We start from the raw sequence: 23,759 nt of genomic DNA on the forward strand, positions 1-23,759 counted from the left end.
ACAACAGTTATGAAAAATCCAAAAAAAGTTCATGCTATTAACGGTTTCACTCTGATTGAAATTGCGCTAATTATCGCGGTATTAGGCATTATCACCGCAGGGGTTATATCTGGCATAGGAGCAATGCGTGAAAGCGCAAAATTTAAAGAAGACCAAGTAAAACTCCAAGACATAAAAAAATCACTTATAAATTTTGTAGCCATTAACGGGTATTTGCCTTGCCCAGATACGGATAACACTGGGACTGAAAATAGAAACGCTCAGACCTGTAGCTCCTTTTCTGGCACACTACCATATATTGACCTTGGAACCCATCCACTCAATGCCTGGGGGCTGCCTTTTTCTTATATAGTTAATACAAACGTAGAAAACTTAAGTGACATAACTGACTCTCAAAGCAGTGCCAGTTATTTTGGCAATGGAGCATGTGCTGATTTAGATACTAGAAATAATGCTGATGCCCCTTGCTTTAGAATGAATACTCCTCCAATTTTAGGACAAACTACTGAAAACCTAGGCAACTACCAAGTTTCTGATGGAGCCAATGTTATAGCAAACCAAATTCCACTTTTAGTTATTTCTCATGGACAAAATGGCTGCCCAGGAGCAAGCAATTTTGAGAGCTGGAATTGCGACTTATCACAATTTTCAGATAACCAAACTCAGGTTTTTCAGGCCGCCCAGAATAGGCATGGAGTGAATCAATTTGATGATTTATTAATTTGGATATCTTCATTTGACATCAAAATTTCAGACAACCATCAATCCGTTTCTAACAATACCAACCTACCACCAGAAGAGAACCACACACCTCCCCCACCGCCTGAGGAAACAATTACAGTAAACGAGGAGTCCGAAGAAATAGTGGGCGGAAATACTGTTGATATTATTGATCGTTTATGGGGAGGACTCGGAGATAATGGTTTTGCTGTTGGCTTAGAAAGCAATGTATTCACTCAAAATAATCGACAAGTAATACACACAAACGATTTAAACATTGAAAACACAACAAATCTAATAATTCAGGCAACCGAAGCCAGTGGATCAACGTATTTTTTTGAAGTTGGTAGTGTATATTTTCTTAGCTGGAGTCAGGAGGGGTCCACCCGCACTATGCTAGGAACTATTTCTAGATCTGATGATGTGTCTTTACAGGATGACCTTAGAAATATAGTAGTTTTTAGGGGTGCTGTAGGAAATATAGAAACAGTTCTTGTTATAGATCATACTGGAGTACAAAGAGCAAATAACCTTTCATATGCAGTTAATGATCAAAATGCAAATGAAACCGTTGGCTTTAAAGCCGAGAGAATTACAGGAACTGCTCCAGCAGGTTCACAAATTAATATTTATGATAAAGACAACAACTTAATAGATACGGTTACGGCTGATGCAGATGGGAATTGGACAGCCATTATTTTTGACCCTGGCAAGGTAACCCCCATTACAATTGAATTAGTCGAAGATTAAGAAAGTTGGTAACATGAAAAAAAACCAAGGATTTACCCTCATTGAAATTGTGCTGGTTATTGCCATAATCGGTATTATTTCTGCACTTGTTTTTTCAAGCATGGGCGGTGTTAAAGATAGCCAAGACTTTGTTAAAGATCAACAGCGCCTCCAAGACATTAAAGCGGCACTATTGAGTTATGTAGCAAAAAATGGCTACTTACCTTGTCCAGATACAAACAACGATGGTAGCGAGAACCTGGGATTTGATGGAACAGCTAAGCGTGATAGTCCACCAGATGATATCTATTGCACACAAACCTCTGGTGGCTTGCCATTTGCAGATCTTGGTACTCATTCAGTTAATGTTTATGGAAAACCTTACACATACCATGTCAACCGTCAATCAAATTCAAGAGCAAATGTTATCGACTCAAGTTTAACCGCTAGTTTTTTTGGCAGTGAATGTAACAATGAACGCTCCTGTTTTAATCGTACAACGCCTCCCAACTCAAGCACAGCAGATGACTTCAGTTTAGGTAATTATCAAATATCTAACTCGACTGATCCTGTAGCTATACAAGTTCCCCTTGTTGTTGTTTCACATGGTAAAAACGGATGCTTTAATGTTTCCGGTTTTGAGGAAAACAATTGTAACAACCCCATTGAAATTGATAACCAACGCCTATTTTACCAAGCCCCACAGAATGATGATTTTGACGATGCTCTCATTTGGCTAGGTGCATTGGAAATAAAGCGTGTGGCAAGCGTTTTGTCTTTCAACATAACACCTCAACAACAAAACCCGCAGCAGAACAATAACGAAAACAATGATGATACTAGTGAGGCTAACGATCCGAATGGAGATGATAGCAATGGAACGCCTAATAGCTTTGGGCAATCAACGATTAGAGCTGAAGGGTCATTCTTTCTGAACCCTGACGTAAATCATACAACGTCCAGCGGTGACTACAATAGCGATCATAATATAGCTACAAACAATAGCAATAACTCGATCAGAATCGGAAATGACATGAACAAAAGCATTAACTTAGCTGAAGGCGATAATACATTAGATATTAGAAACGATATGAATGCTCGTATTGATGCTGGGGATGGTCATAATCTTATACGCGTTGATGGAAATCTTAATGGCACCGGCATTTTTCTTGGGAATGGTAACAATAGAGTGGATGTTTATGGAAACATGAACTCTACCATTGAAATCGGATCAGGTAATAATATAATTAGAAAAGAAGGAGATATTAATGGTTCTGGCGTAATACTCGGTTCAGGTGATAATGATGTATATATTGGCGGCAATTTAAATTCCAGTCCAAGTATTAATGCAGGAGGAAACACTGTGGTATATCTTAAAAAACAGCCTCACAGTGGGCAAATAATGCATGGCAACATGATAGACTCGTTGGCGTTTCTGCCATTTACTGCCAAACTACGACGAGCAGTAACAGCTATAGTCCCTGCAGTTAAATCGCACTTATTGGTTGCGGCCAAAATGTAAAATTATATAAAAGAATTCAAAAACCTGTTTTTTAATTTACCGAATCAAATGAGCAGTATTAGTACTGCGCAAAACATAATAAACAGTAATTTACTGCATTGTGCTATTAAAGAGGTTTTTAATGGTGGGCCCTCACGGACTTGAACCGTGGACCTAACGATTATGAGTCGTTTGCTCTAACCAACTGAGCTAAGGGCCCCTTTTTAGAAAGGGTTTCGCTTTAACAACCAGGCCTGGTTGTTAAAGCGCGGTTATTATAACGGTTTTAAATTATATTTAAAGCCTATTTTGACCTAAAGCTTAATGATCTAAGAAGCTGCGTAAACGTTCAGCACGGCTTGGATGACGTAGTTTGCGCAGGGCTTTCGCTTCGATTTGACGGATACGCTCACGCGTGACATCAAATTGTTTTCCGACTTCTTCCAACGTATGGTCGGTATTCATGCCTAAACCAAAACGCATACGCAACACTTTTGCCTCTCTTGGCGTCAACGTACCTAGCATTTCTCGAACCGTTTCACTCATACCTTCTTGGTCTGCTGAATCTGACGGAGATAGAATATTTGAGTCTTCAATAAAATCACCTAGTGATGAGTCTTCATCATCACCCACTGGAGTTTCCATAGAAATCGGTTCTTTAGCAATTTTCATCACTTTTCGAATCTTATCCTCTGGCATTTCCATTTCCTCTGCCAACTCTTCAGGTGTCGGTTCACGACCCATTTTTTGCAATAATTGGCGCTGAATACGGTTTAGCTTGTTGATCGTCTCTATCATGTGCACTGGAATACGAATAGTGCGGGCTTGGTCGGCAATGGAACGCGTAATCGCCTGACGAATCCACCAGGTTGCATAGGTTGAGAACTTATAGCCACGACGATATTCAAACTTATCAACCGCTTTCATTAATCCAATATTCCCTTCTTGGATCAAATCTAAAAACTGAAGGCCGCGGTTGGTATATTTTTTAGCGATCGAAATAACAAGACGCAAGTTAGCTTCAATCATCTCGCGTTTCGCAGCGCGGGTTAAGCTCTCGGACTTACTTAAATCCTTATAAACTTTTTTGTAATAGCTTATCGCCATTTTTTCAGATTTTTCTATCAGCGCCAAACGCTTCTGAGCTCGTTTAACATCCGATCTTATATCTTCAAGCGCAGTTGCTTTAGCTGGAAACTGCTCAATCAACTTATCAACTAATTGCTTATCCGTTTCTGCTTCTACAAACAGTTTCACAAACTCTGTGCGCGGCACCCCGACTTTACGAACAACTGAATCAACAATCACACGCTCTTGGTCACGAATACCCGCTATCTTAAGCTTGATATCGCGGATAATTCCGTTAGTAAACAAAGGCACAAGCCTAACAGTTGCGAGGTGTTCTACCACCATGGCACGTTTTTTCTTGGCTTTTGCATCACTTGAACCATACTCATCTTCGGCTTTGACCGCTGCCCGATGTAACTTTTCAAGTTTGGCCAAATAAGCTTCAAGCTCAGCAGGATCAATAGTGTTATCTCTTGGTTCACTTTCGGTATCCGCATTCAACTCTTCAACCGCTAAGTCGATCAAGTCTTCGGGTCGAATAAAACTTTGAATCACATCAGCAACCTTACCTTCACCGTCATCCATCCTGATAAAGGCTTTAAGAATACGCTCTGCACAGACAGGGAATTTAGACAAGGAATCCAACATATCACGAATATTCGATTCAATGCGTTTGGCAATATCAATTTCACCCTTTCGTGTTAGCAATTCCACCGAGCCCATTTCGCGCATATACATACGAACGGGATCAGTAGTACGCCCAAACTCTGAGTCAACCTCTGACAAAGCAAGAAGGGCCGCTTCAGCGGCAGCTTCGTCAAACGCGCCGCCTTCTTTAGTTAGCAACTCATCTTCTTCAGGCGGCATATCAAATAGTTGAATACCGAAATCTGTCAAAATAGTAATCACTTGACCGAGCTGATCTTCTTCAATATCATCAGGCAATACATCATTAATGTCTGCATAGGTTAAGTAACCCAGATCCTTCGCACGCTCAATCAAGTCAATTAACTGCTGCTTTCTTTCTATTTTTGTCATGTCTGCCTCAAATAACCCTATAAGATGTCTTCATACTCAGTGAAAACCTAACATTTAATTATATCAAACTACTAGTATTTTTTTTCCATAAAATCTTGTAACGCTTTTAATCCCTTGTGCTGATAACCTTGCTCAAGTAGATTTTTCTTCTCTAATTCATCAAGCAAACGATTAGCACTTTCCTGGAAGTACTGCTTAAGACTATCCTCATCGGTTGGCAGACTTCTCATACGGATATAGTCATACTCTTGACCATATCCTGCCTGTACCAACCAATTTACCGCTTGATTTAAATCATAATGCTGCGCCAACTGTGCAATTAGTCCATATAAAAACTGGTCATCCCGTCGCAGCGACGCTTGTAGGGCATTTGCAATAACCTGCTGCATAACGCCCGCCCACTCTGGTCGATTTAGCAACACGCATGCCAAGTGTTTAGACAAGGTCATAACTTGCTGAACAGAAGGCAAGTCTGCCGGTTTTTTACGCGCCAATGGTGTTTTAAAGGGGGCAAAACCGCTTCGAACACCCATTTGCTTCTCTAAACGCCAAGCAGGTAAGTCCACTGCATCCGCCACCGCCTCCACCAATAAATATTGATAAAGCCCTTGCGCCAAGTGGATATAGGGCTGGGCTAAAGCAACCAGCTGCTGACGCCCTTCTCGTGTTGAAATAGGATTGCTCAATTGATTTTGCAACCCTTGAAGCCAAAAAACAGACAGGGTTAAGGCCTGTTCAACCCGATGCTGAAACCCATCCGCCCCTTCGTTGCGTACTGTTGAATCTGGGTCTTCGCCTTGAGCTAAAAACAAAAACTTTACTGAACGGGTTTGCGCCATTAATGGAATGGCCAGTTCAGCCGCTTTCCATGCCGCTTTCAACCCAGCCTGATCACCATCAAAGCAAAATACAATTTCATCAATTTGCTTGAATAACATATTCAGGTGATCGGGTGTGGTTGCTGTCCCAAGGGTAGCAACCACATTATGAATACCGAACTGTGCTAAAGCCACTACGTCCATATAGCCTTCGACAACAATAATATTTTGATACGACTGGCGAGCTTGACGCAGTTCGTACAAGCCATAAAGTGTATAGCTTTTATGAAAAATAGGTGTTTCCGGCGAGTTTAAGTATTTAGGCTGATCCTGATTTGATAATACTCGGCCACCAAATGCAATCACGCGGCCACGACCATCCCGAATGGGAAACATAATTCGATTACGAAATCGGTCATAGTGCTTATTAGGCTCTTTTTCCACCAACAGCCCCAATTCGACCAACTGTGCTGTCAGGCGTTGATCTGCCACCAGGCCTGGTTGTAAACTTTCCCAGCCTGGTGGCGCAAAACCTATAACAAAGCGTTTAGCAATCTCAGCGCTTAATCCTCGCTTACGTAAATAAGCTTTAGCCTGTTCCGAAGCGGGGTGATCACGTAACTGATGTCGGTAAAACTTAGCGGCTGCCTGCATGACCTCATAGTGATCACGTGCTTGGCGTTGTTGATTTTTCTGTTTTTCTGTTACCTTTTGTCGCGGTACGTCCATTCCTAGCTGTGCTGCCAAAGACTCTACAGCCTCAACAAATGTTAGCCCTTCATACTCCATGATAAACGTAATCGCATCACCATGTGCACCGCAACCAAAGCAATGATAAAATTGCTTGGTTGGGTTAACATTAAAAGAAGCCGTTTTTTCTTGATGAAATGGGCAGCAGGCCTTAAATGTAACCCCGGCTTTTTTTAACGGAACGCGCTGATTGATCACTGAAACGATATCAGCACGCGCTAGAAGAGAGTCAATAAAGTCGCGTGGAATCGCCCCTTTTAACTCCATACCTTCTCCATTGAAACAGTGGACTTAATAAAACACAAAAACCCATTAACTATAAGTTAACGGGTTTTTTGAATATAAGCCAGAAATTAAAGTGCAGGCGCTAACCGATTGCGGATTTTATTTTTTGACTTACCTGCGCCATATCTGCACGCCCTTGCATTTGTGGCTTGAGCAATGCCATCACTTTACCCATATCTTGCATGCTTTTGGCTTCAACCTGAGCAACAGCATCTGCGACCATCTGGGCGATTTCTGTTTCTTTCAAAGGCTGGGGCATAAATTCCTGAATGATCACCATTTCAGCTATTTCATTGTCAGCAAGATCTTGACGGCCGGCTTCAGTGAACTGATTAATCGAATCTCTGCGCTGTTTGACCGCTTTATCAAGCACAGCAAGAATTTGGGTATCATCAAGCGTTATTTGCTGATCAATTTCTTGTTGCTTAATGGCTGCAAGTAATGTTCGCACAACAAGCAGGCGTGATTTTTCGCCTGCCTTCATACAGCGTTTCATTTCTTCAGTCAGTTTTGACTTATATTCGCTCATCAATTCATTCCAAATCGAATTAACGTGAAGTTAAACGACGACGCTCACGCGACAAACGCTTTGCTAGTCGCTTTACTGCTGCGGCTTTCATACGCTTTTTAGCCCAGGTTGGCTTTTCATAGTATTCACGCTTACGTGATTCAGTCAAAACACCTGCTTTTTCACAAGCACGTTTAAAACGACGTAGGGCCACATCAAATGGTTCGGTATCTCTTACTTTTACAATTGGCATAAAGCTCTTCTTCTTTAGATTTGATTAAAAATTCTGTCTAAACTGAAACCGAGTCTTCCTCAGCAGCAGCATTAAAGAAGAGGATTATAATTTTGCTTGACTCCTTTTGCAAATAAATTTGAGAAATTTTGTTAAAATCTTGGTTTATTTTTAAAGTCTGGTCATATCTTAATGAATAATTCACCTCAATCTACCTGCGTACTTGCTATTGAAAGCTCCTGTGATGAGAGTGCGGTCGCTATTTATGATAGTCATCAAGGGCTACTCGCTCACAACCTTTATAGTCAGGTTGAACTTCACGCTGAATATGGCGGCGTAGTACCCGAGTTGGCATCACGTGACCATATCCGCAAAATAACACCGCTTATTATGCAAACACTTGAGCAGGCTAAGCAGCCGAAGATTAACGGCATCGCCTATACTGCAGGCCCAGGACTTATTGGCGCCCTCTTATCAGGCGGTGCGATTGCACGAAGCCTGGCGTTTGCCTGGAATATACCTGCAATTGGCGTTCACCATATGGAAGGGCATTTGCTTGCGCCCATGCTAGAGGACAAGCCTCCCGCTTTCCCATTTATAGCCCTTTTAGTATCCGGTGGCCACAGCATGATTATTCGGGTTGATGGCATTGGGCGCTATAAACTACTGGGCGACACCCTCGACGATGCCGCTGGCGAAGCCTTTGACAAAACCGCTAAAATGATGGGGCTGGGCTATCCGGGTGGTCCGATGGTATCGAAACTCGCGCTCAGCGGCGACGAAACCCGCTATCGCTTTCCGCGACCGATGGTTGACCGCCCTGGCCTCGACATGAGCTTTAGCGGTTTAAAAACCTTTAGCTTAAATACCTGGAAAAAAGCACAAGCCCAAGGCGAAGATAATGACCAAACTCGCGCAGATATTTGTCGTGCTTTTGAACTGGCCGTCGCCGACACCTTAACGATTAAATGCAAACGCGCACTTGACCAAGAAGGCTTAAACCGAATCGTGGTATCCGGTGGCGTCAGCGCCAACCGCGAAATTCGCGCTAAACTAGATCAATTAATGGCAAAACGTAAAGGTCAGGCATTTTACCCAAGACTGGAGTTTTGTACCGACAATGCCGCGATGATTGCGTACGCGGGCGCACAACGCTTGATGGCTGGTGAGCAGAACGATTTAAACTTTGCCGCCAAGGCACGTTGGTCTTTAGAAGACCTTAGCGCCATTGATAGCCCTTGACTTACAAGAATTAAGGCTTCTTAGCCTTAATGAAGCTTTCTTCTCCACGAACCAGTCGTCCAATATTACTACGATGACGCCAGAATAAAACGGCCGTCATCAACCCAGTAACGATTACCCAACTGAGTTCGCCCGTTATAAAATACAGAAAAACAGGTGCTAAAAAAGTGGCCATTAAAGCCGACAAAGATGAAATCTTTAACACCTTAGCAACAAACAACCAAGTAACGACGGTCGCCAAACCGGCCCATAAATTAAGCGCTAACAACACGCCCAGCATGGTCGCCACACCTTTGCCGCCTTTAAACTGAAAAAATACTGGATAAAGGTGACCCAAAAACGCGGCTAGGCCTACCAGCACAATCCACACAGCATCAAAACCAAGCGCATGGGCTAACAACACAGGCAACACACCTTTTAGCATATCGCCCGCAAGCGTAATCCCCGCGGCCAGCTTGCCTTTATCTCCGCCAATCCGCAATACATTGGTCGCGCCGGGATTACCCGAGCCGGCTTCACGCGGATCACCCAAGCCCATTAGCTTGCACACAATAATAGCTGATGACACCGAACCTAATAAATAGGCTAAACCAACCAGGCCTGGTTGTAATAACAATTCGCTCATTCCATCACTTTCCTTTAAAATGTCGCTTAAAATGTCGCTAGATTTTAGCATTGAACGATCACTAGGAGCCTTAAAAATTGATGAATCAAGACTGCATTTACATTGAAGGCTTACGCATTGATTGCAAGATTGGCGTACACCACTGGGAAAAGGTCCAGAACCAACCCATTATTTTGGACATAAAACTCTATCAATCCATTCACCAAGCCGCGCAATCCGATGCGCTAAACGACACATTAGATTATTTTACGCTCAGCCAGCAACTAGATGAACTTTGCCAACAAACCATCTACAATCTAATTGAAACGCTAGCCGAAAAAATTTGCCAGCACATCTTAAACAGCTACGCAAACGTGCAAGCGGTAAAACTAAAACTTAACAAACCCCAAGCCCTCCCCAAAGCCCAAGCAACCGGCATTGAAATATATCGAGGACGAATAAATGAATAAAGCACTACCTACCCCCTCTAGCGATGCCCAGGCTTTAAGCCAGCAATTGACTGACAAAATTTGTCGCCATATTAACCGTCATGGCCAGCTTAGCTTTGCTGACTATATGCGCCTCGCGCTCTACACGCCTAACCTGGGGTACTATGCTAACGGTCTAGCCAAAATTGGCGCTCAAGGCGACTTTATTACGGCGCCTGAAATTTCACCGATCTTCTCCCGCTGCTTAGCGCGTCAAGCCCAACAGGTTTTGAGCCAGCTAACCCAGCCCAATTTGGTTGAGTTTGGTGCTGGGCGCGGCATCATGGCGCGCGATATATTACTAGAACTCCACGCGCTTCACCAAGACATTGAACACTATTATATTATTGAACTCAGTGCCGATTTGCGTCAGGTACAGCAGCAAACGCTAGCCAGCCTCCCCGACGAATTACGCAATAAAGTTATTTGGCTAGATCAACTGCCTAGCACGCCGATAGAAGCTGTGGTATTGGCTAATGAGGTGTTAGACGCAATGCCGGTTGAGCGTATTCAACTCGAACCTTCGCGCCAATCTCATGCCTTTGTGGTTTGGGATGAGACCCATAAGCAGTTTGACTGGGACTACCAACCCATTATTGATCCTAAACTCCAAAAAATAGCCAATAAAATACTTCACCAAATCGGCGAACCCGCTGAACGCGGCTACCACACTGAAATTAATTTAAATATTAAACCCTGGCTTCAATCGGTTGCCGATTTTTTACAAGCAGGCCTGGTGCTGCTCATCGACTACGGTTATCCGCGTCAGGAATACTATCAGCCAGCTCGCCACATGGGCACGTTACGCTGCCATTACCAACATCTAGCGCATGCCAACCCATTTTTTTACCCTGGCTTGCAGGACATTAGCGCGCATGTTGATTTTACCCGTGTGGCCGAAGCGGCTTATGCGGCTAATCTTAAGGTGGCCGGCTATACAACCCAGGCTCATTTTTTAATGGCCAGTGGGTTGATTGAAATGGCCGCCGACCCTGACGCGCCCGTGAGCGAACAGCTCAAGGTCAGCCAACAAATTAAAACCCTTACCCTGCCCAATGAAATGGGTGAAAACTTCAAAGTAATCGCACTAACTAAACACCATGACCAAGCCTTAATCGGCTTTAAGTTACGCGATTTACGTCATCAACTTTAATCTAAAAAAAACCAACAGGAATTATAAATGGATATCTTTCAAGCGGTCATTCTCGGTATTATTGAAGGACTCACTGAGTTCTTACCCATCTCCTCAACGGGCCATCTGATTGTCGCCGCCGAGTTGATGGGCTTGCACCAAGATGACCACAATACGGCGTTTAAAATTATTATTCAATTAGCCGCTATTTTAGCGGTATTTATGACCTATGCCGAACGCTTTCATCCTAGCCAGTATCGACTATGGATAAAGGTGTTTATCGCCTTTTTGCCGATTGCTAGTGTAGGTTTTTTATTCGCCGACCAAATCGAAGCCTTATTTAATGTCACCACTGTCGCTTGGATGTTTATTATTGGTGGCGTTATATTTTTGGTGGTGGAACATTTTTACCAAGAAAACCAACACACCGTGCGCAATCTTGACCAGCTAAACTATAAACAAACTTTATGGGTTGGTTTTGCCCAAATCTTTGCGCTGATTCCTGGCACTAGCCGTGCAGGCGCCACGATTATTGGTGGCATGCTAACCGGACTAGATCGCAAAACCTCGGCAGAATTTTCCTTTCTGCTCGCGCTCCCCGTGCTGACTGCAACCTCGAGTTATTCATTGCTTAAACACTATGAATCCTTTGCCCAAACCAGCTTTACGCCTTTGATTATTGGTTTTATTGTATCGTTTTTAGTCGCTTGGTTATCGATTAAATTGTTTTTAAAATTCCTACAACACTTTAGCTTTCGCGCCTTCGGCATTTACCGCATTCTGCTTGGTAGCGCGTTATTAATTTGGTTTGTTTAATAACTCACCCCACCAGGAGCACGCCATGCTATTTCTTATTACCAAATACCTGATTACAGCCGGTGTTATTGTGCTGGTAACCGAAGTTGCAAAACGCAGCGATAAACTGGGCGCTTTTATTGTTTCACTTCCCCTAGTTACCATTATGGTTTTAATCTGGCTCTATATTGAAGGGGAGGAGCAAGAAAAAATTGCCAACCATGCTTTTTATACTTTTTGGTATGTGCTACCCACCCTACCTATGTTTATTATTTTTCCGGTGTTGTTGTTCAAATTTGGCTTTGTTTGGGCTTTAACAATAAGCATAACCATTACGCTAGTGTGTTTTGCACTCACCATTTGGATTGCAGGCCTATTCGGACTTAAACTAATATAAAAAAAACTTATACCCGGGTTGACAATGACTATTAGTCCTTTTAAACTATGCACAATTTTTCAACCAATGGAGATCCTTTAGTGGACAGTAGTTCTGGTGACAGTTGTTGCTTACAAGCTATTTTAAAAAAATCCGCCTAGGTTCTCGCATTCCGTAAGTTTGCTTGTCACCTTCGCGGGTAACAAGCACATCAAATTTTTGTCGTTTGACATTCTTTGTTTTGCTCGCAATTAAAATATGTTTCGTGCCTTAAGGGGTAAGCGGTAGTTTTAGGTTAAATTTTAATTAACCTAAGTCTGCATCTCACCCAGGCTCGCAGCTTGGCTGTGTGTTTTTGCGCACGCCTTTGCGATGGCACGCTAGTTAATCGAGTTGGAATCAGCTTACTGATGTCTACTTGGTTAAAGGCTGCAATCAATTCAAACCATGCCTGTTCCACTGAGCCTCCCACAACCTAGGAGACCTGTGTGATGAAAGCACGTTTTAATCTTAAAAAAATCAGCGCCGCTTGCTGTGCGGCACTCCCCGTGATGGCTTTTGCTGGTCCACCCATGAATGTTGACGATGCGGCGATTTTAGATGCCAAGCATTGTCACATAGAAGCTTGGTCTGACCAATACAACAAAGCCTCTAACCTTTGGATTGCACCCGCTTGTAACCTTAATGGCAGTTGGGAACTGGGCTTTGCGCTCGGTCGTGAGATGAATAGCGGTGATTCAGATTTCAACCATTTTGGTTTCAATGCCAAAACCCTGCTACTTGAACAGGCTGACTGGGCGGTGGCGCTGGGCTTATCAGCAACATTTACCGATCAAATTAAGCATGACCAGGCGGTTTATAGTCTAGTGGCACCTATTACATTTAATTTACTTGACGGTGGATTGGATCTTCATCTGAACCTGGGTATTGCCAGCGATCAAATCGCAGATAAAAACTACGGCTTATGGGGCGTGGGGGTTGAAAACCATTTCTCCGATCAAGCTCGCGGCTATATTGAACTATTTGGTAATACGGCGAGCGATCACAATGAGGCGCGTGGCTATCAGTTGGGTGGTGCATTTATGGTCACCGACAAACTGCAACTTGATATTAGCTACGCCAACAGTTTAATTAACGCCGATAAATACACGGATTACGTCCGCTTCGGTTTTGTGTATGAAACCGCAAGCTGGCTTAAGTAATCAAGCTAATCACTTTTAACTTTAAAAAGGAGAGACGTTTGTCTACCCCCCCAGAAACCAAGCCGACCTACTAAACTCGCACTCCATGCTGTTCAGTGAGTCGGCAAAACCCACTTAATTTATGACTGAACACGGGAGAACCCTATGATCCGCGAAGAACTTTTATATCAAATTAATGACCTATTCCAAGTTGATAACCACAAAGGCCTATTAAGACTGGTTAGAAACACCCCAAGCAATGACTTGGCTGATGCCTTAGCATCGGCTGACGATGATTTTCAAATTAAATTATTGCGCACACTTCCTGTCTCGCCCAGAGCGTTATTGTTTAGCCATCTGGGTGCTGATCTTCAAGACACCCTGCTTGTGGTCATGACACTTGAGGAAGTAACTGAACTTTTTACGCATATGCCCTCGGATGACAGGGTCGATATTTACAATCGCATGCCACAAGGGCGTCGGGTTAAAGTTATGCAAGGCATGGCGAAGCGTGAGCGCGAAGATATTTTAAAAATGGCCTCCTATGCAGAAGGCACAACTGGCGCGATGACCACCAGTGATTACGTGTCAATTTCGATGGGCATCAGCGTGCGTGACGCATTACAACAAGTTCGATTACAGGCACCCAACAAAGAAACAATCTATACCATTTATGTGGTGAACGAGCAGCGTAAGCTGGAAGGCACCTTATCGCTTCGCGACTTAATTATGGCGGATGAGGCGGATATTATCGACAATATTATGCTCACAGAAGTGGTTTATGCCAAAGCCGAATGGCCTCGTGAGCAAACGGCAAACTTAATCAGCCGCTATGACTTGCTCGCTATTCCCGTAACCAATGGTGCCAACCGGTTAATCGGCATTGTCACTGTTGACGATGCAATGGACGTGAGTGAAGAAGAGGCGACTGAAGACTTCCACAAGGGTGGCGGCACGATGGCAATGAAAAATATTTCCATGAAAGAAGCGTCTGTGAACCTACTCTATAAAAAACGCGTTTTTTGGCTAGTGCTTTTAGTTTTTGGTAATATCTTTTCAGGTGCGGGTATTGCCCATTTTGAAGAAACCATACTGGCTTATGTCGCGCTGGTCTTCTTCTTACCCTTGCTAATTGATAGCGGCGGTAATGCTGGGGCGCAATCATCCACCCTAATGGTGCGGGCGTTAGCTACTGGCGATGTCATACTGAAAGATTGGTTTTCAATGTTGGGACGTGAATTTGCGGTAGCCCTTCTTCTCGGGCTAACCATGGGCTTGGCGGTCGCTACGCTTGGCATTTTCCGAGGCGGTTACGAAATTGCCTTTGTGGTATCGTTATCAATGGTGGCGATTGTCATTGTAGGTAGTGTAATTGGTATGAGCTTGCCGTTTATCTTGTCACGCTTTAAGCTTGACCCGGCCGCCGCTTCGGCACCGTTAATTACAACGATTGCGGATGGCGTAGGTGTGATTATCTTCTTCTCTATCGCTGTAATGATGTTGGATATGCCAGCGGATATGTAACTATTTACAATAAACCTTGACCACCTGATTAGGTGGTCAGTGTTTGGCAAAGTGGTCTTAAATTTACACTGAGACTGCTTTGTCAAACGCCTGTCACATTTAGCCCATAAAATAAAAAAATAAGGAGCTCTGAATGATTAAAGCCTATGAATACCTCGATTTAATGCTGTTCGCCAGCACCTTGATCAGCCTCAGCACCGCATTTGTGCTCGGTGGCATTATTGGTTATGAGCGCCAAGTTCGCCAGCGTACCGCCGGTTTACGTACTAATATTTTAGTGGCGGTCGGCGCGGCCTTGTTTGTTGATATGGCTGCCCGTTTGCACGGCATTTATGGCGGGAATCACGGCGCGGTGCATGTTATCGCATACGTCGTCTCGGGCATTGGCTTTCTGGGTGCTGGCGTTATTATGCGCGAGGAAGGCAATATCCGCGGTATTAACACGGCGGCCACCCTTTGGGGTTCGGCCGCTGTCGGTGCAGCGGCGGGCGCTGGTTTAGTTTTAGAGGCGTGTTTAGGCGCATTATTTGTACTCTCCGCCAATACTGTGATGCGCCCGATTGTGAACCATATTAACCGCCAACCTTTGGACACGCTGGATACCGAGATCACCAGTACACTGACCGTGATTGCACCTAAAGAACATCAAAATGAAGCCTTTGAACTCATGGAAGTTATCTTAGAAAAAGCAAAATACCCTTTTCAAGATGTTGAAATTAACGCTTTTGGTGAGGGCGAAGTGGAAATTGAAGCCAAGCTAGTTTCGCAGTCGATTGATGGCGATGATTTTGAAAAAGTAGTTGATCGTCTACGCCGCTCACCTTTTACAACGCAGGTATTCTGGTCGGCCAGTACGTCTGAATAAGGCGCTCTTTTGTCGCCTTAACCCTATAACGCAAGTGGCATAAGATAGTTAGCTAGACCTAATTTAGTTTGCTATACTCATAGACTATTACAATTTAGCTTTTTAAGGGCATATATGAAATACCCTTGGGACTCAGACCCAGATTACAATAACCAAAAACTCTATCTTGACCGGCTTAACGACCTAAATCAATTGCTAGCCGAACGTAAGTTCGATGCGGTTCGCCATTGTATTGCTGAAATCGAAGTACAAGATACCGCGGAACTTTTAGAAGGGATGCCCAAGCAGACCAAAGCCTTATTTTTTCGCACCCTGCCGCGTAAAACCGCGACCGAAGTATTTGCTTATCTTGAGCATGATTTAAAAGAAGACCTACTCAACAACCTGAGCGATGAAGATGCCCTGCACCTGGTAAAAAACTTAGAACCGGATGATCGTGTCGCGTTTTTAGATGAATTACCCGCTGAAATCGTTCAGGAACTGACGGCACGCTTACCCCGCGATAAATTACTCGAAATCAAACTATTACTGGGCTACCCCGCTGAAAGTGTTGGACGTATTATGCGTCCAGATTATGTTACGATTAAACAAAACTGGAGCGTTCAGCAAGCGCTGACCTACTTGCGCACGATTCGTAAGGATACTGGACGCTTAAGCACCTTGTTTGTGCTAGATGAACACAATAAACTGGCTGACTCTATTCACATTCGTGAGTTAGCGCTCGCCGTCGATCCGAATACGCCCGTTTTTGAACTAATGGATCATCGTGTTATCTATATTCATGCGCGCGAAGACCAAGAAAAAGCCGTTGAAACAATGCAACATTACGACCTCAACGCCTTACCCGTGGTTGATGGTGACCAGGTCTTGGTGGGTGTGGTGACCATTGATGATGTGCTTGATATTGCCGAAGCCGAAGCCACTGAAGACTTTCATAAAATGGGTTCGGTTGGGGTCATTAACTTTAACCTTAATACCGCCAGCCCGGTTTTGCTTTACCGCAAACGTGTCGGCTGGCTCCTGCTGCTGGTATTTGTCAATATTTTTGCCGGCCTAGCAATAGCCACCTTTGAATCGACCATTGAAGCGGTTGTCGCTTTGGTCTTTTTCTTACCTCTTATTATCGGCAGCTCAGGGAATGCCGGCTCTCAGGCTGCGACCTTGATGGTTCGTTCACTCGCGACAGGCGATGTTGAACTCAAAGACTGGGGACGCTTATTAACCCGTGAAATTAGTGTCGCAGCGGCACTTGGATTAACCATGGCGATTGCGATTGCGATGATCGGTTTCTGGCGTGGTGGTACGGATTTGGCTTGGGTGGTCGGTCTATCGATGATTGCCGTGGTAATGGTGGGAAGCTTAATGGGGATGAGCCTACCGTTTTTACTCAGCAAGCTCAATATAGACCCTGCAACCGCCAGTGCGCCGTTAATTACCTCGATGGCCGACATAGTCGGCATTATGATTTACTTCAGTATTGCCGTCGCAATCCTTCAAGTTTAACTTGCCTCAAATAAAAATGCGCCTTATAAAGGCGCATTTTTTACATCGCTTTTTTATGCAAAGGGATCATGTAAAATTAAGGTCTCTGCACGATCAGGGCCGGTAGATAAAATCGCAACCGGAACGCCTACTTGCTGTTCAAGGTATTGAATATAACCTCGCGCATTAGCTGGTAACTTATCCCAACTATCAACCCCTACAGTCGATGATTGCCATCCAGGTAATGTTTCATAGATTGGCGTACACAATGCATACTCATCTGCACTGGCTGGTGGCAAATCAATTCGTTGGCCCTGGAATTCGTAGCCTACACACACGTTAATTTCCACCAATTCATCCATAACATCTAATTTTGTAAGACACATACCCGTTAAGCTATTAATTTGAGCCGCACGACGCATCGCCACGGCATCGAACCAACCACAACGCCGCTGACGGCCTGTCGTTGCTCCAAATTCAAAACCACGCTCGCCCAGCTCTTTACCAATCGAATCACCAATATTTTCAGCAACACTGTAAACCAGTTCAGTAGGGAAAGGGCCACCACCAACACGCGTTGTGTAGGCTTTGGTAATACCTAAGACATAGTCTAAATGACACGGGCCAATACCCGAACCTGATGAGGCGCCCCCTGCGGTAGTATTGGACGAGGTCACGTAGGGATAGGTACCGTGATCAATGTCCAATAACGTTCCCTGCGCACCTTCAAATAAAAGGTTTTTTCCTTCACGATTATAGCGGTCAATCAAGGCCGGAATATCGGCTAACATAGGTACCACTAAATCAGCATAAATTTTACACTTTTCCCAGAGTGTTTCAAAATCAACAGGCTCAACCTTGTAGTAATGGGTTAGGAAATAGTTGTGGTACTCAAGCGTTTCAGCCAAGGTTTTTTTGAACTGATCTAGATTTTTTAAATCACCAGCACGCAAGCCTCGTCGTGCAACTTTATCTTCATAAGCAGGACCAATTCCACGCCCGGTGGTACCGATTGCTTTATTACCCCGTGCTATTTCTCTAGCTTGATCAAGCGCAACGTGGTAATCCAATATTAGCGGACAGGCTTCACTTATTTTAAGCCTTGTTTTAACACTAACACCACTGGCTTCGAGTTGGTCAACTTCTTTTTTTAACGCATCAGGCGCTAAAACTACGCCATTGCCAATAAAGCACTCAACATTTTCACGTAAGATGCCTGAAGGAATTAAATGAAGTATGGTTTTTTTACCTTCAATAACCAACGTATGACCGGCGTTATGTCCGCCTTGAAAACGAATCACAGCAGCTACACGGTCTGTCAGCAAATCAACTATTTTACCCTTGCCCTCATCACCCCATTGAGAACCAATTACTACAAGATTACGTTTAGACATAATTTTCTTCTTTTTAGACTTAGTTAGTTTGAACGATCCAACACCCATTTTGCTCGACTAATTTAGACGCGCCTTGAGGCAGACTGTTACCCTGGTAACAACGGACAACTTGAGTACCCTCTGAGCGTAATGCAGTAACTTTTGCATATAAGGCAGGATCTTGACTAATAGGTGCGTAAACACAGGTTAGTGGCGCCGAACAGTCTGGCAAGTGATCCAGAAGATTGCGCAAATCTAAACTAAAACCTGTAGCAGGATGGGCTTCACCAAAAGCCGCACACACTTCGTCATAACGCCCACCCTTAGCCAATAAAACAGGCGTGCTTTCAACACTATAGCAAGCGAAAATAACACCCGTATGATATTGAAAACCACGTAAATCACTCAGATCTAAATGTGAGTTAAGTTGTTGTGTATTAATAAGATAGTTAGCAAGTGTTTCAAGATCACCTAATGCCAAATCAATAGCCGCTGTAATACCTCTCAACAAAGGTTTAGCTTGAGTAATTACCCCTTGTGCTTCACCACAAAATAGCGGTAAACTAGAAAATGCTGCGCTTAGTTTATCAGAAAGCTGGGCTTGGCTTGCTAACCAGGCCTGGTACTCAGGCAAGGCTTTACGCTTAAGAATATCGACCAACTCATTTTGCTGGTGTGCATCTAGTTTTGCTTGCTCCATTAAGCCTTGAACAATACCTACATGACCAATACTTATTTGTAGATTAGGTAGCCCCATGTAGCGTGCACAACCAAGCATCAAGTCAATAATCTCTATATCACTTTCAACACCTTTATGACCAAATAACTCCGCCCCTAGCTGAATCGGACTGCGTGAACCTTTAGCCTTATTATTGCGCGACTTAAGGACTTCTCCAACATAACAAAGACGAAGAATATCAGATGGCTTAATACGATTACTGACAATACGCGCAACTTGGGGGGTCATATCAGCGCGCACCCCCATCATGCGACCTGTTTCATAATCAGTAAAACGACAGGTATCAAGCGCCAATTTACGACCCGTACCCGTAAGGAGTGAATCTGTAAACTCAGCAATCGGGGGTAATACCTGCTGATAACCTGAAAGTTTCAATTCATTAAGTAAACCTTGACGGTAATACTCAAGCTTTTCTGCTTGCTGAGGTAGAAGGTCTTCTATACCTTCCGGGGTGAACCATATGTCTTGCTGCATTACATTCATCTTTTTGTCAAAGGGTTAAGGGACTAAGCCCACAACCAGAGGATTATCAGACCAATGACTACACTGCTAAGCCCTGTCAACCTTAAATGGTTTTCGGGTAACTGGGTTGCATGTGACATGATCTTCTGCCAAAACTTTGGAAATAAAAACGGCAAAAGGCCTTCAAAAATAAAGACCAGTGCAATTGCTGTTAACAGTGCCGTTTCCAATATTGTTATTTAAAACCCGTTGTGTCATAAAAAAGGTGGGTTGCCCCACCTTTTTGACTATCTTGATGGATTAAAATGTTTAAAGAAATCAGTATTAAGATCGAGAATGATCATGTCTGATTTACTTGAAAATGACTGCTGGTACGCATTTAAACTTTGATAAAACGAGAAGAACTCTTTATCTATGCCATAAGCCGCTGCAAAGATTCTTGCGGCTTGTGCATCACCTTTACCGCGTGTTTCCTCCGCTTCACGGAACGCATTAGCTATGGTTACTGTTCGTTGTCTGTCCGCATCAGCACGTAGACGTTCTGCCGCTTCTGCACCTAATGAGCGAAGATCAGCAGCAACACGCTGACGTTCTGCTTCCATACGACGGTAAACCGACTCACTGATGTCACGCGGAAGATCAATACGCTTTAGGCGTACATCAACAATTTCGATACCGAACTGCTCCGCTTCACGACCTGCTTGACGGGTAATGATTTGTGCAACTTCAACACGATCACCAGAAATAACATCTTCTACTGTACGGCTACCAAACTGTGAACGCAAACCATCTTTGATGATTTGCGACAAGCGTTGGTTGGCTAAATTATAGTCACCCCCCATAGACGTATAGAAGCGTTCTGCATTTCTTACGCGCCATTTTACAAAAGAGTCTACTTCAAGGTTTTTCAACTCACCTGTAAGGTAACGCTCAGGTGACGCATCCAGGGTTTGAATACGCTGGTCAAACATTCTTACATTGTTAATAAAAGGGGTTTTAAGGTGCAGGCCTGGTTGTAAATCGGTTTTAACAATTTCACCCAATCGGAAAACCACACCCGTTTCTGCTTCTTTAACAACAAACAAAGAGTTGCTACCAATAAACAATACCGCAGCAACAAATATACCTATTAATACTTTCATAATTAACGTAACTCCCTATTACTCATGAACTCGCGAATATTAGTCACTGACCCACCTTGAGTGGGCGAAGGTGAAGCTGCGCTTGGGCTAGAGTTAACTCTAGAGCCGGTTGCGGACGGCAAAGGAGTTTGCCCTAAATTCGCATTAAATGGAACGTTTGACTGAGCGCCACTCATCATTTTATCCAATGGTAAATACATCAAGTTGTTAGCATTTTCTGCACCCATTAACACCTTGCTGCTATTGGATAACACATTAGTCATCGCATCTAAATACAGACGTTCACGCATAATTTCAGGCGCATTTTGATATTCGGTTACCACACTGATAAAACGACTTGCCTGCCCCTCTGCCTGAGCAACCACTTGATCACGATATGCGCGCGCTTCTTCTACAATACGTGCAGCTTGACCACGTGCTTCAGGTAAAATACGGTTTGAGTAGGCTTCTGCTTCGTTTATTAAACGCTCTCTATCCTCACGCGCTTTAACTACGTCAGCAAAAGCGGCTTGTACCTGCTCTGGTGGCTGGGCATCTTGTAGGTTTACGGTTGTAATAAACAGACCTGCTTGATAAGTATCAAGATTACTTTGAGTCAGCTCGCGCACCATTGCAACGACTTCATTTCTACCCTGCGTTAATACATAATCCATTGTGTTTTTACCCACAATTTCACGAATTGCACTTTCAGATGCCATTCTTAATGTCGCATCAGGATCTCGAACATTGTATAAAAAGTCTGCTGCAGAGCTAACACGGTATTGAACCGCAATTCTAACATCAACTATATTCTCATCACGTGTCAGCATTAGAGATTCTGCCAATACACTTCCTGAGCGGTTTTGTGCATCTGAACGATACCCTATTTCAGCGGTACGAATCCTATCAACGTTAACCTTTTGAACTGATTCAATTGGATAAGGCATATGCCAATGGGGTCCAGGACCCGTTTCTTGTACGAAACTACCAAAGCGTGTAACAACGCCGCGTTCAGCTGTATCTACGATATAAATACCCGATAATAACCAAACAACAAGAACAATTAAAAATATTGCTCCGATTCCTTTATTACTTATCCCGCCATTAAATTTATTGCCTGCGCCACCGAACATTTGTTGGGCTTTTTTCAGCAATTCATCTAAATCTTGATCATTGCGTTTTTTAGGGCCTTTAGGTGCACTTGGGCCGTCATTGCGTCCCGAATTACCACCTGAATTATTACCCCATGGGTCTTGTCCAGGTTTTCCCGGTTCATTCCAAGCCATATTTATCTCCAAATAATAAGGTTAAACTATTTTAGGGGCTTAAACAGAAATTGTCATCCCTATTAATCTATTTTATAGGTTGATTAGAAGTTTAACTGTCAACAAATTGTGCAGTTAAGTAAAAAACCCTAAATACTATGTTTTTTCTATACACAACAAGTCTGGCCAGCGCTTAACTTGTTGCCATTGCTGCTGGGTTAGCGTCATGTTAATAAAAATCTGACCCTGCTCATCATATGCTTCTTGTTCCACTTTTCCAAGTTGGTAGAGTTTAGCACGTTGTTGACCCGAGGCAGCAGGTAAACCCACCCGAACTTTAATAAATTGACCCTTAAAAAATGAGGCTAAGGCATCCTGCAATAAATCCATTCCCTGATTGTGCTTTGCCGATATCCACACTCTTTGAGGTATCCCTTCATCATCTAGATCAACTTTAGGGTTAACTGGCGGGTCAAGCTGGTCTATTTTATTAAAAACAAGTAGCTGCGGAACAGCTTGAGCACCCACCTCATCAATCACTTGTTGAACTTCAAAAATCTTTTCGTCACGAAGCGGATCATTAGAATCTACAAGGTGTATTAAAAGATTCGCCTCGCTTGTCTCCTCTAGCGTTGAACGAAATGCAGCTACCAAGTCGTGGGGAATGTGTCGAATAAAGCCAACCGTATCAGCCAGGATAATTTTACCCGCACCAGGTAAATGTACACTTCGAAGCGTGGCATCTAGCGTTGCAAATAAACGATCTTCAGCATAGACATTTGCCGAGGTTAATTGATTAAACAAGGTTGATTTACCTGCGTTGGTATAACCAATAATCGTAACCGTTGGCACATCTGATTTTTTGCGACTTCGGCGACCTAATCTACGCTGCTGACGCACTTTATCAATGCGCTTTAAAAGCTGCTTTATTCGATCCTGGAGCAACCTTCGATCTGTTTCCAGCTGTGTTTCACCCGGTCCACGCAAACCTATCCCGCCTTTCTGACGCTCCAAATGCGTCCAACCCCTGATAAGGCGTGTAGACATATGGCGTAACTGCGCCAACTCAACCTGCAACTTGCCTTCATGAGAACGGGCACGTTGAGCAAATATATCAAGAATAAGGCCTACTCTATCAATCACTCTGCATTGAACTAATCGCTCGAGATTTCGCTCTTGTGCCGGTGATAAGGCATGATTGACAATAACCACATCAGCCTCATGCATCGCTACGGCATCAGCAATTTCTTGTGCTTTTCCGCTACCCACAAAGTATTTTGCATCTGGGCTAGCGCGTTTTGTTGTGATTAATGCTACAATTTCAGCCCCCGCAGAATCAACTAACTCATGAAATTCATCAAGGTCTTCACGATTCGCTTCATCATCAAAGTCAACATGAACCAGAACAGCAGAATCTAGTGCTTTACGCTCTATACGACCGAATAATTCCATATTTTCGCT

At 43.7% G+C, this 23,759-nt stretch carries 22 protein-coding genes and 1 tRNA gene; 11 read left to right on the forward strand and 12 right to left on the reverse strand.

Going from position 1 to position 23,759, the window contains the following annotated elements; translation table 11 throughout:
• Positions 1-9 precede the first annotated feature (9 nt).
• A complete protein-coding gene (locus P8S55_RS01260) occupies positions 10-1,470 on the forward strand; it encodes a type II secretion system protein (protein WP_289224488.1) in 1,461 nt (486 codons plus the stop codon).
• Between the two features lie 13 nt (positions 1,471-1,483).
• Positions 1,484-2,971, forward strand: a complete 1,488-nt coding sequence (locus P8S55_RS01265) for a type II secretion system protein (RefSeq protein WP_289224489.1) — start codon at positions 1,484-1,486, stop codon at positions 2,969-2,971.
• 122 nt (positions 2,972-3,093) lie between these two features.
• On the opposite strand, the gene P8S55_RS01270 is transcribed toward P8S55_RS01265, so the two are convergent.
• The 5 genes from P8S55_RS01270 to rpsU all read right to left on the reverse strand — a co-directional run bounded on the left by P8S55_RS01270 (position 3,094) and on the right by rpsU (position 7,670).
• Positions 3,094-3,170, reverse strand: a tRNA-Ile gene (locus P8S55_RS01270).
• Positions 3,171-3,271: 101 nt separating this feature from the next.
• A complete protein-coding gene (rpoD, locus tag P8S55_RS01275; protein ID WP_289224490.1) occupies positions 3,272-5,056 on the reverse strand; it encodes an RNA polymerase sigma factor RpoD in 1,785 nt (594 codons plus the stop codon).
• Positions 5,057-5,127: 71 nt separating this feature from the next.
• A complete protein-coding gene (dnaG, locus tag P8S55_RS01280) occupies positions 5,128-6,891 on the reverse strand; it encodes a DNA primase (RefSeq protein ID WP_289224491.1) in 1,764 nt (587 codons plus the stop codon).
• A 100-nt stretch (positions 6,892-6,991) separates the two neighbouring features.
• Positions 6,992-7,438 (reverse strand): GatB/YqeY domain-containing protein, encoded by a 447-nt coding sequence (locus tag P8S55_RS01285; protein ID WP_289224492.1) that lies wholly within the window; start codon positions 7,436-7,438, stop codon positions 6,992-6,994.
• 19 nt (positions 7,439-7,457) lie between these two features.
• Positions 7,458-7,670 carry a 30S ribosomal protein S21 gene (gene rpsU / locus P8S55_RS01290; protein WP_248850053.1) on the reverse strand — a complete coding sequence of 71 codons (213 nt, stop codon included), beginning with the start codon at positions 7,668-7,670 and terminating at the stop codon, positions 7,458-7,460.
• A gap of 171 nt (positions 7,671-7,841) precedes the next feature.
• Between rpsU and tsaD the strand changes: the two genes are divergently transcribed.
• Positions 7,842-8,891, forward strand: coding sequence for a tRNA (adenosine(37)-N6)-threonylcarbamoyltransferase complex transferase subunit TsaD (tsaD, locus tag P8S55_RS01295; protein WP_289224493.1), 1,050 nt, complete (start codon positions 7,842-7,844; stop codon positions 8,889-8,891).
• A 10-nt stretch (positions 8,892-8,901) separates the two neighbouring features.
• Here the strand turns inward: tsaD and plsY are convergent, their stop codons facing one another.
• Entirely contained in the window at positions 8,902-9,516 is a 615-nt protein-coding gene (gene plsY / locus P8S55_RS01300) for a glycerol-3-phosphate 1-O-acyltransferase PlsY (protein ID WP_289224494.1), read from the reverse strand.
• 80 nt (positions 9,517-9,596) lie between these two features.
• Here plsY and folB point away from each other — a divergent pair, with 80 nt between their 5' ends.
• From folB to mgtE (P8S55_RS01340), 8 genes are all read left to right on the forward strand, one after another.
• Complete coding sequence (gene folB / locus P8S55_RS01305) at positions 9,597-9,965, forward strand: dihydroneopterin aldolase (protein WP_289225285.1); 369 nt, start codon at positions 9,597-9,599, stop codon at positions 9,963-9,965.
• Complete coding sequence (locus tag P8S55_RS01310) at positions 9,958-11,136, forward strand: class I SAM-dependent methyltransferase (RefSeq protein WP_289224495.1); 1,179 nt, start codon at positions 9,958-9,960, stop codon at positions 11,134-11,136. Before folB ends, P8S55_RS01310 begins: the two co-directional genes overlap by 8 nt.
• 27 nt (positions 11,137-11,163) lie before the next feature.
• On the forward strand, positions 11,164-11,931 hold the full coding sequence (locus P8S55_RS01315; protein WP_289224496.1) for an undecaprenyl-diphosphate phosphatase: 768 nt from the start codon (positions 11,164-11,166) through the stop codon (positions 11,929-11,931).
• A gap of 25 nt (positions 11,932-11,956) precedes the next feature.
• Complete coding sequence (locus P8S55_RS01320) at positions 11,957-12,307, forward strand: DUF3147 family protein (protein ID WP_289224497.1); 351 nt, start codon at positions 11,957-11,959, stop codon at positions 12,305-12,307.
• A gap of 470 nt (positions 12,308-12,777) precedes the next feature.
• Positions 12,778-13,488 (forward strand): PA4824 family protein, encoded by a 711-nt coding sequence (locus P8S55_RS01325; protein ID WP_503010453.1) that lies wholly within the window; start codon positions 12,778-12,780, stop codon positions 13,486-13,488.
• A 144-nt stretch (positions 13,489-13,632) separates the two neighbouring features.
• Positions 13,633-14,991, forward strand: coding sequence for a magnesium transporter (mgtE, locus tag P8S55_RS01330; protein WP_289224499.1), 1,359 nt, complete (start codon positions 13,633-13,635; stop codon positions 14,989-14,991).
• 133 nt (positions 14,992-15,124) lie between these two features.
• A complete protein-coding gene (locus P8S55_RS01335) occupies positions 15,125-15,856 on the forward strand; it encodes an MgtC/SapB family protein (RefSeq protein ID WP_289224500.1) in 732 nt (243 codons plus the stop codon).
• A 114-nt stretch (positions 15,857-15,970) separates the two neighbouring features.
• Positions 15,971-17,359 carry a magnesium transporter gene (gene mgtE, locus P8S55_RS01340; RefSeq protein WP_289224501.1) on the forward strand — a complete coding sequence of 463 codons (1,389 nt, stop codon included), beginning with the start codon at positions 15,971-15,973 and terminating at the stop codon, positions 17,357-17,359.
• Positions 17,360-17,412: 53 nt separating this feature from the next.
• Here mgtE (P8S55_RS01340) and P8S55_RS01345 read toward each other — a convergent pair whose 3' ends face one another.
• The 6 genes from P8S55_RS01345 to hflX form a co-directional block, all read right to left on the reverse strand.
• Positions 17,413-18,732 carry an adenylosuccinate synthase gene (locus P8S55_RS01345; protein ID WP_289224502.1) on the reverse strand — a complete coding sequence of 440 codons (1,320 nt, stop codon included), beginning with the start codon at positions 18,730-18,732 and terminating at the stop codon, positions 17,413-17,415.
• A 19-nt stretch (positions 18,733-18,751) separates the two neighbouring features.
• On the reverse strand, positions 18,752-19,924 hold the full coding sequence (locus P8S55_RS01350; RefSeq protein ID WP_289224503.1) for an ATP phosphoribosyltransferase regulatory subunit: 1,173 nt from the start codon (positions 19,922-19,924) through the stop codon (positions 18,752-18,754).
• Positions 19,925-19,956: 32 nt separating this feature from the next.
• On the reverse strand, positions 19,957-20,142 hold the full coding sequence (locus tag P8S55_RS01355) for a DUF2065 domain-containing protein (RefSeq protein ID WP_289224504.1): 186 nt from the start codon (positions 20,140-20,142) through the stop codon (positions 19,957-19,959).
• 57 nt (positions 20,143-20,199) lie between these two features.
• On the reverse strand, positions 20,200-21,054 hold the full coding sequence (gene hflC / locus P8S55_RS01360) for a protease modulator HflC (protein ID WP_289224505.1): 855 nt from the start codon (positions 21,052-21,054) through the stop codon (positions 20,200-20,202).
• Between the two features lie 2 nt (positions 21,055-21,056).
• Positions 21,057-22,319, reverse strand: a complete 1,263-nt coding sequence (gene hflK, locus P8S55_RS01365) for an FtsH protease activity modulator HflK (protein WP_289224506.1) — start codon at positions 22,317-22,319, stop codon at positions 21,057-21,059.
• A gap of 135 nt (positions 22,320-22,454) precedes the next feature.
• Positions 22,455-23,750, reverse strand: coding sequence for a ribosome rescue GTPase HflX (hflX, locus tag P8S55_RS01370; protein WP_289224507.1), 1,296 nt, complete (start codon positions 23,748-23,750; stop codon positions 22,455-22,457).
• Between the last annotated feature and the right edge of the window lie 9 nt (positions 23,751-23,759).

Source organism: Thiomicrospira sp. R3 (assembly GCF_029581415.1).
GTDB lineage: Bacteria > Pseudomonadota > Gammaproteobacteria > Thiomicrospirales > Thiomicrospiraceae > Thiomicrospira.

Bases quoted from the DNA above. Each gene is read 5' to 3' on its own strand.
- hflK (WP_289224506.1), bottom strand. From the start codon at position 22,319: ATGGCTTGGAATGAACCGGGAAAACCTGGACAAGACCCATGGGGTAAT.
- P8S55_RS01345 (WP_289224502.1), bottom strand. From the start codon at position 18,732: ATGTCTAAACGTAATCTTGTAGTAATTGGTTCTCAATGGGGTGATGAG.
- dnaG (WP_289224491.1), bottom strand. From the start codon at position 6,891: ATGGAGTTAAAAGGGGCGATTCCACGCGACTTTATTGACTCTCTTCTA.
- hflX (WP_289224507.1), bottom strand. From the start codon at position 23,750: ATGGAATTATTCGGTCGTATAGAGCGTAAAGCACTAGATTCTGCTGTT.
- P8S55_RS01315 (WP_289224496.1), top strand. From the start codon at position 11,164: ATGGATATCTTTCAAGCGGTCATTCTCGGTATTATTGAAGGACTCACT.
- P8S55_RS01285 (WP_289224492.1), bottom strand. From the start codon at position 7,438: ATGAGCGAATATAAGTCAAAACTGACTGAAGAAATGAAACGCTGTATG.
- P8S55_RS01350 (WP_289224503.1), bottom strand. From the start codon at position 19,924: ATGCAGCAAGACATATGGTTCACCCCGGAAGGTATAGAAGACCTTCTA.
- P8S55_RS01320 (WP_289224497.1), top strand. From the start codon at position 11,957: ATGCTATTTCTTATTACCAAATACCTGATTACAGCCGGTGTTATTGTG.
- rpsU (WP_248850053.1), bottom strand. From the start codon at position 7,670: ATGCCAATTGTAAAAGTAAGAGATACCGAACCATTTGATGTGGCCCTA.
- folB (WP_289225285.1), top strand. From the start codon at position 9,597: ATGAATCAAGACTGCATTTACATTGAAGGCTTACGCATTGATTGCAAG.
- P8S55_RS01325 (WP_503010453.1), top strand. From the start codon at position 12,778: ATGAAAGCACGTTTTAATCTTAAAAAAATCAGCGCCGCTTGCTGTGCG.
- mgtE (WP_289224499.1), top strand. From the start codon at position 13,633: ATGATCCGCGAAGAACTTTTATATCAAATTAATGACCTATTCCAAGTT.
- P8S55_RS01335 (WP_289224500.1), top strand. From the start codon at position 15,125: ATGATTAAAGCCTATGAATACCTCGATTTAATGCTGTTCGCCAGCACC.
- P8S55_RS01260 (WP_289224488.1), top strand. From the start codon at position 10: ATGAAAAATCCAAAAAAAGTTCATGCTATTAACGGTTTCACTCTGATT.
- rpoD (WP_289224490.1), bottom strand. From the start codon at position 5,056: ATGACAAAAATAGAAAGAAAGCAGCAGTTAATTGACTTGATTGAGCGT.
- tsaD (WP_289224493.1), top strand. From the start codon at position 7,842: ATGAATAATTCACCTCAATCTACCTGCGTACTTGCTATTGAAAGCTCC.
- plsY (WP_289224494.1), bottom strand. From the start codon at position 9,516: ATGAGCGAATTGTTATTACAACCAGGCCTGGTTGGTTTAGCCTATTTA.
- P8S55_RS01310 (WP_289224495.1), top strand. From the start codon at position 9,958: ATGAATAAAGCACTACCTACCCCCTCTAGCGATGCCCAGGCTTTAAGC.
- mgtE (WP_289224501.1), top strand. From the start codon at position 15,971: ATGAAATACCCTTGGGACTCAGACCCAGATTACAATAACCAAAAACTC.
- P8S55_RS01265 (WP_289224489.1), top strand. From the start codon at position 1,484: ATGAAAAAAAACCAAGGATTTACCCTCATTGAAATTGTGCTGGTTATT.
- hflC (WP_289224505.1), bottom strand. From the start codon at position 21,054: ATGAAAGTATTAATAGGTATATTTGTTGCTGCGGTATTGTTTATTGGT.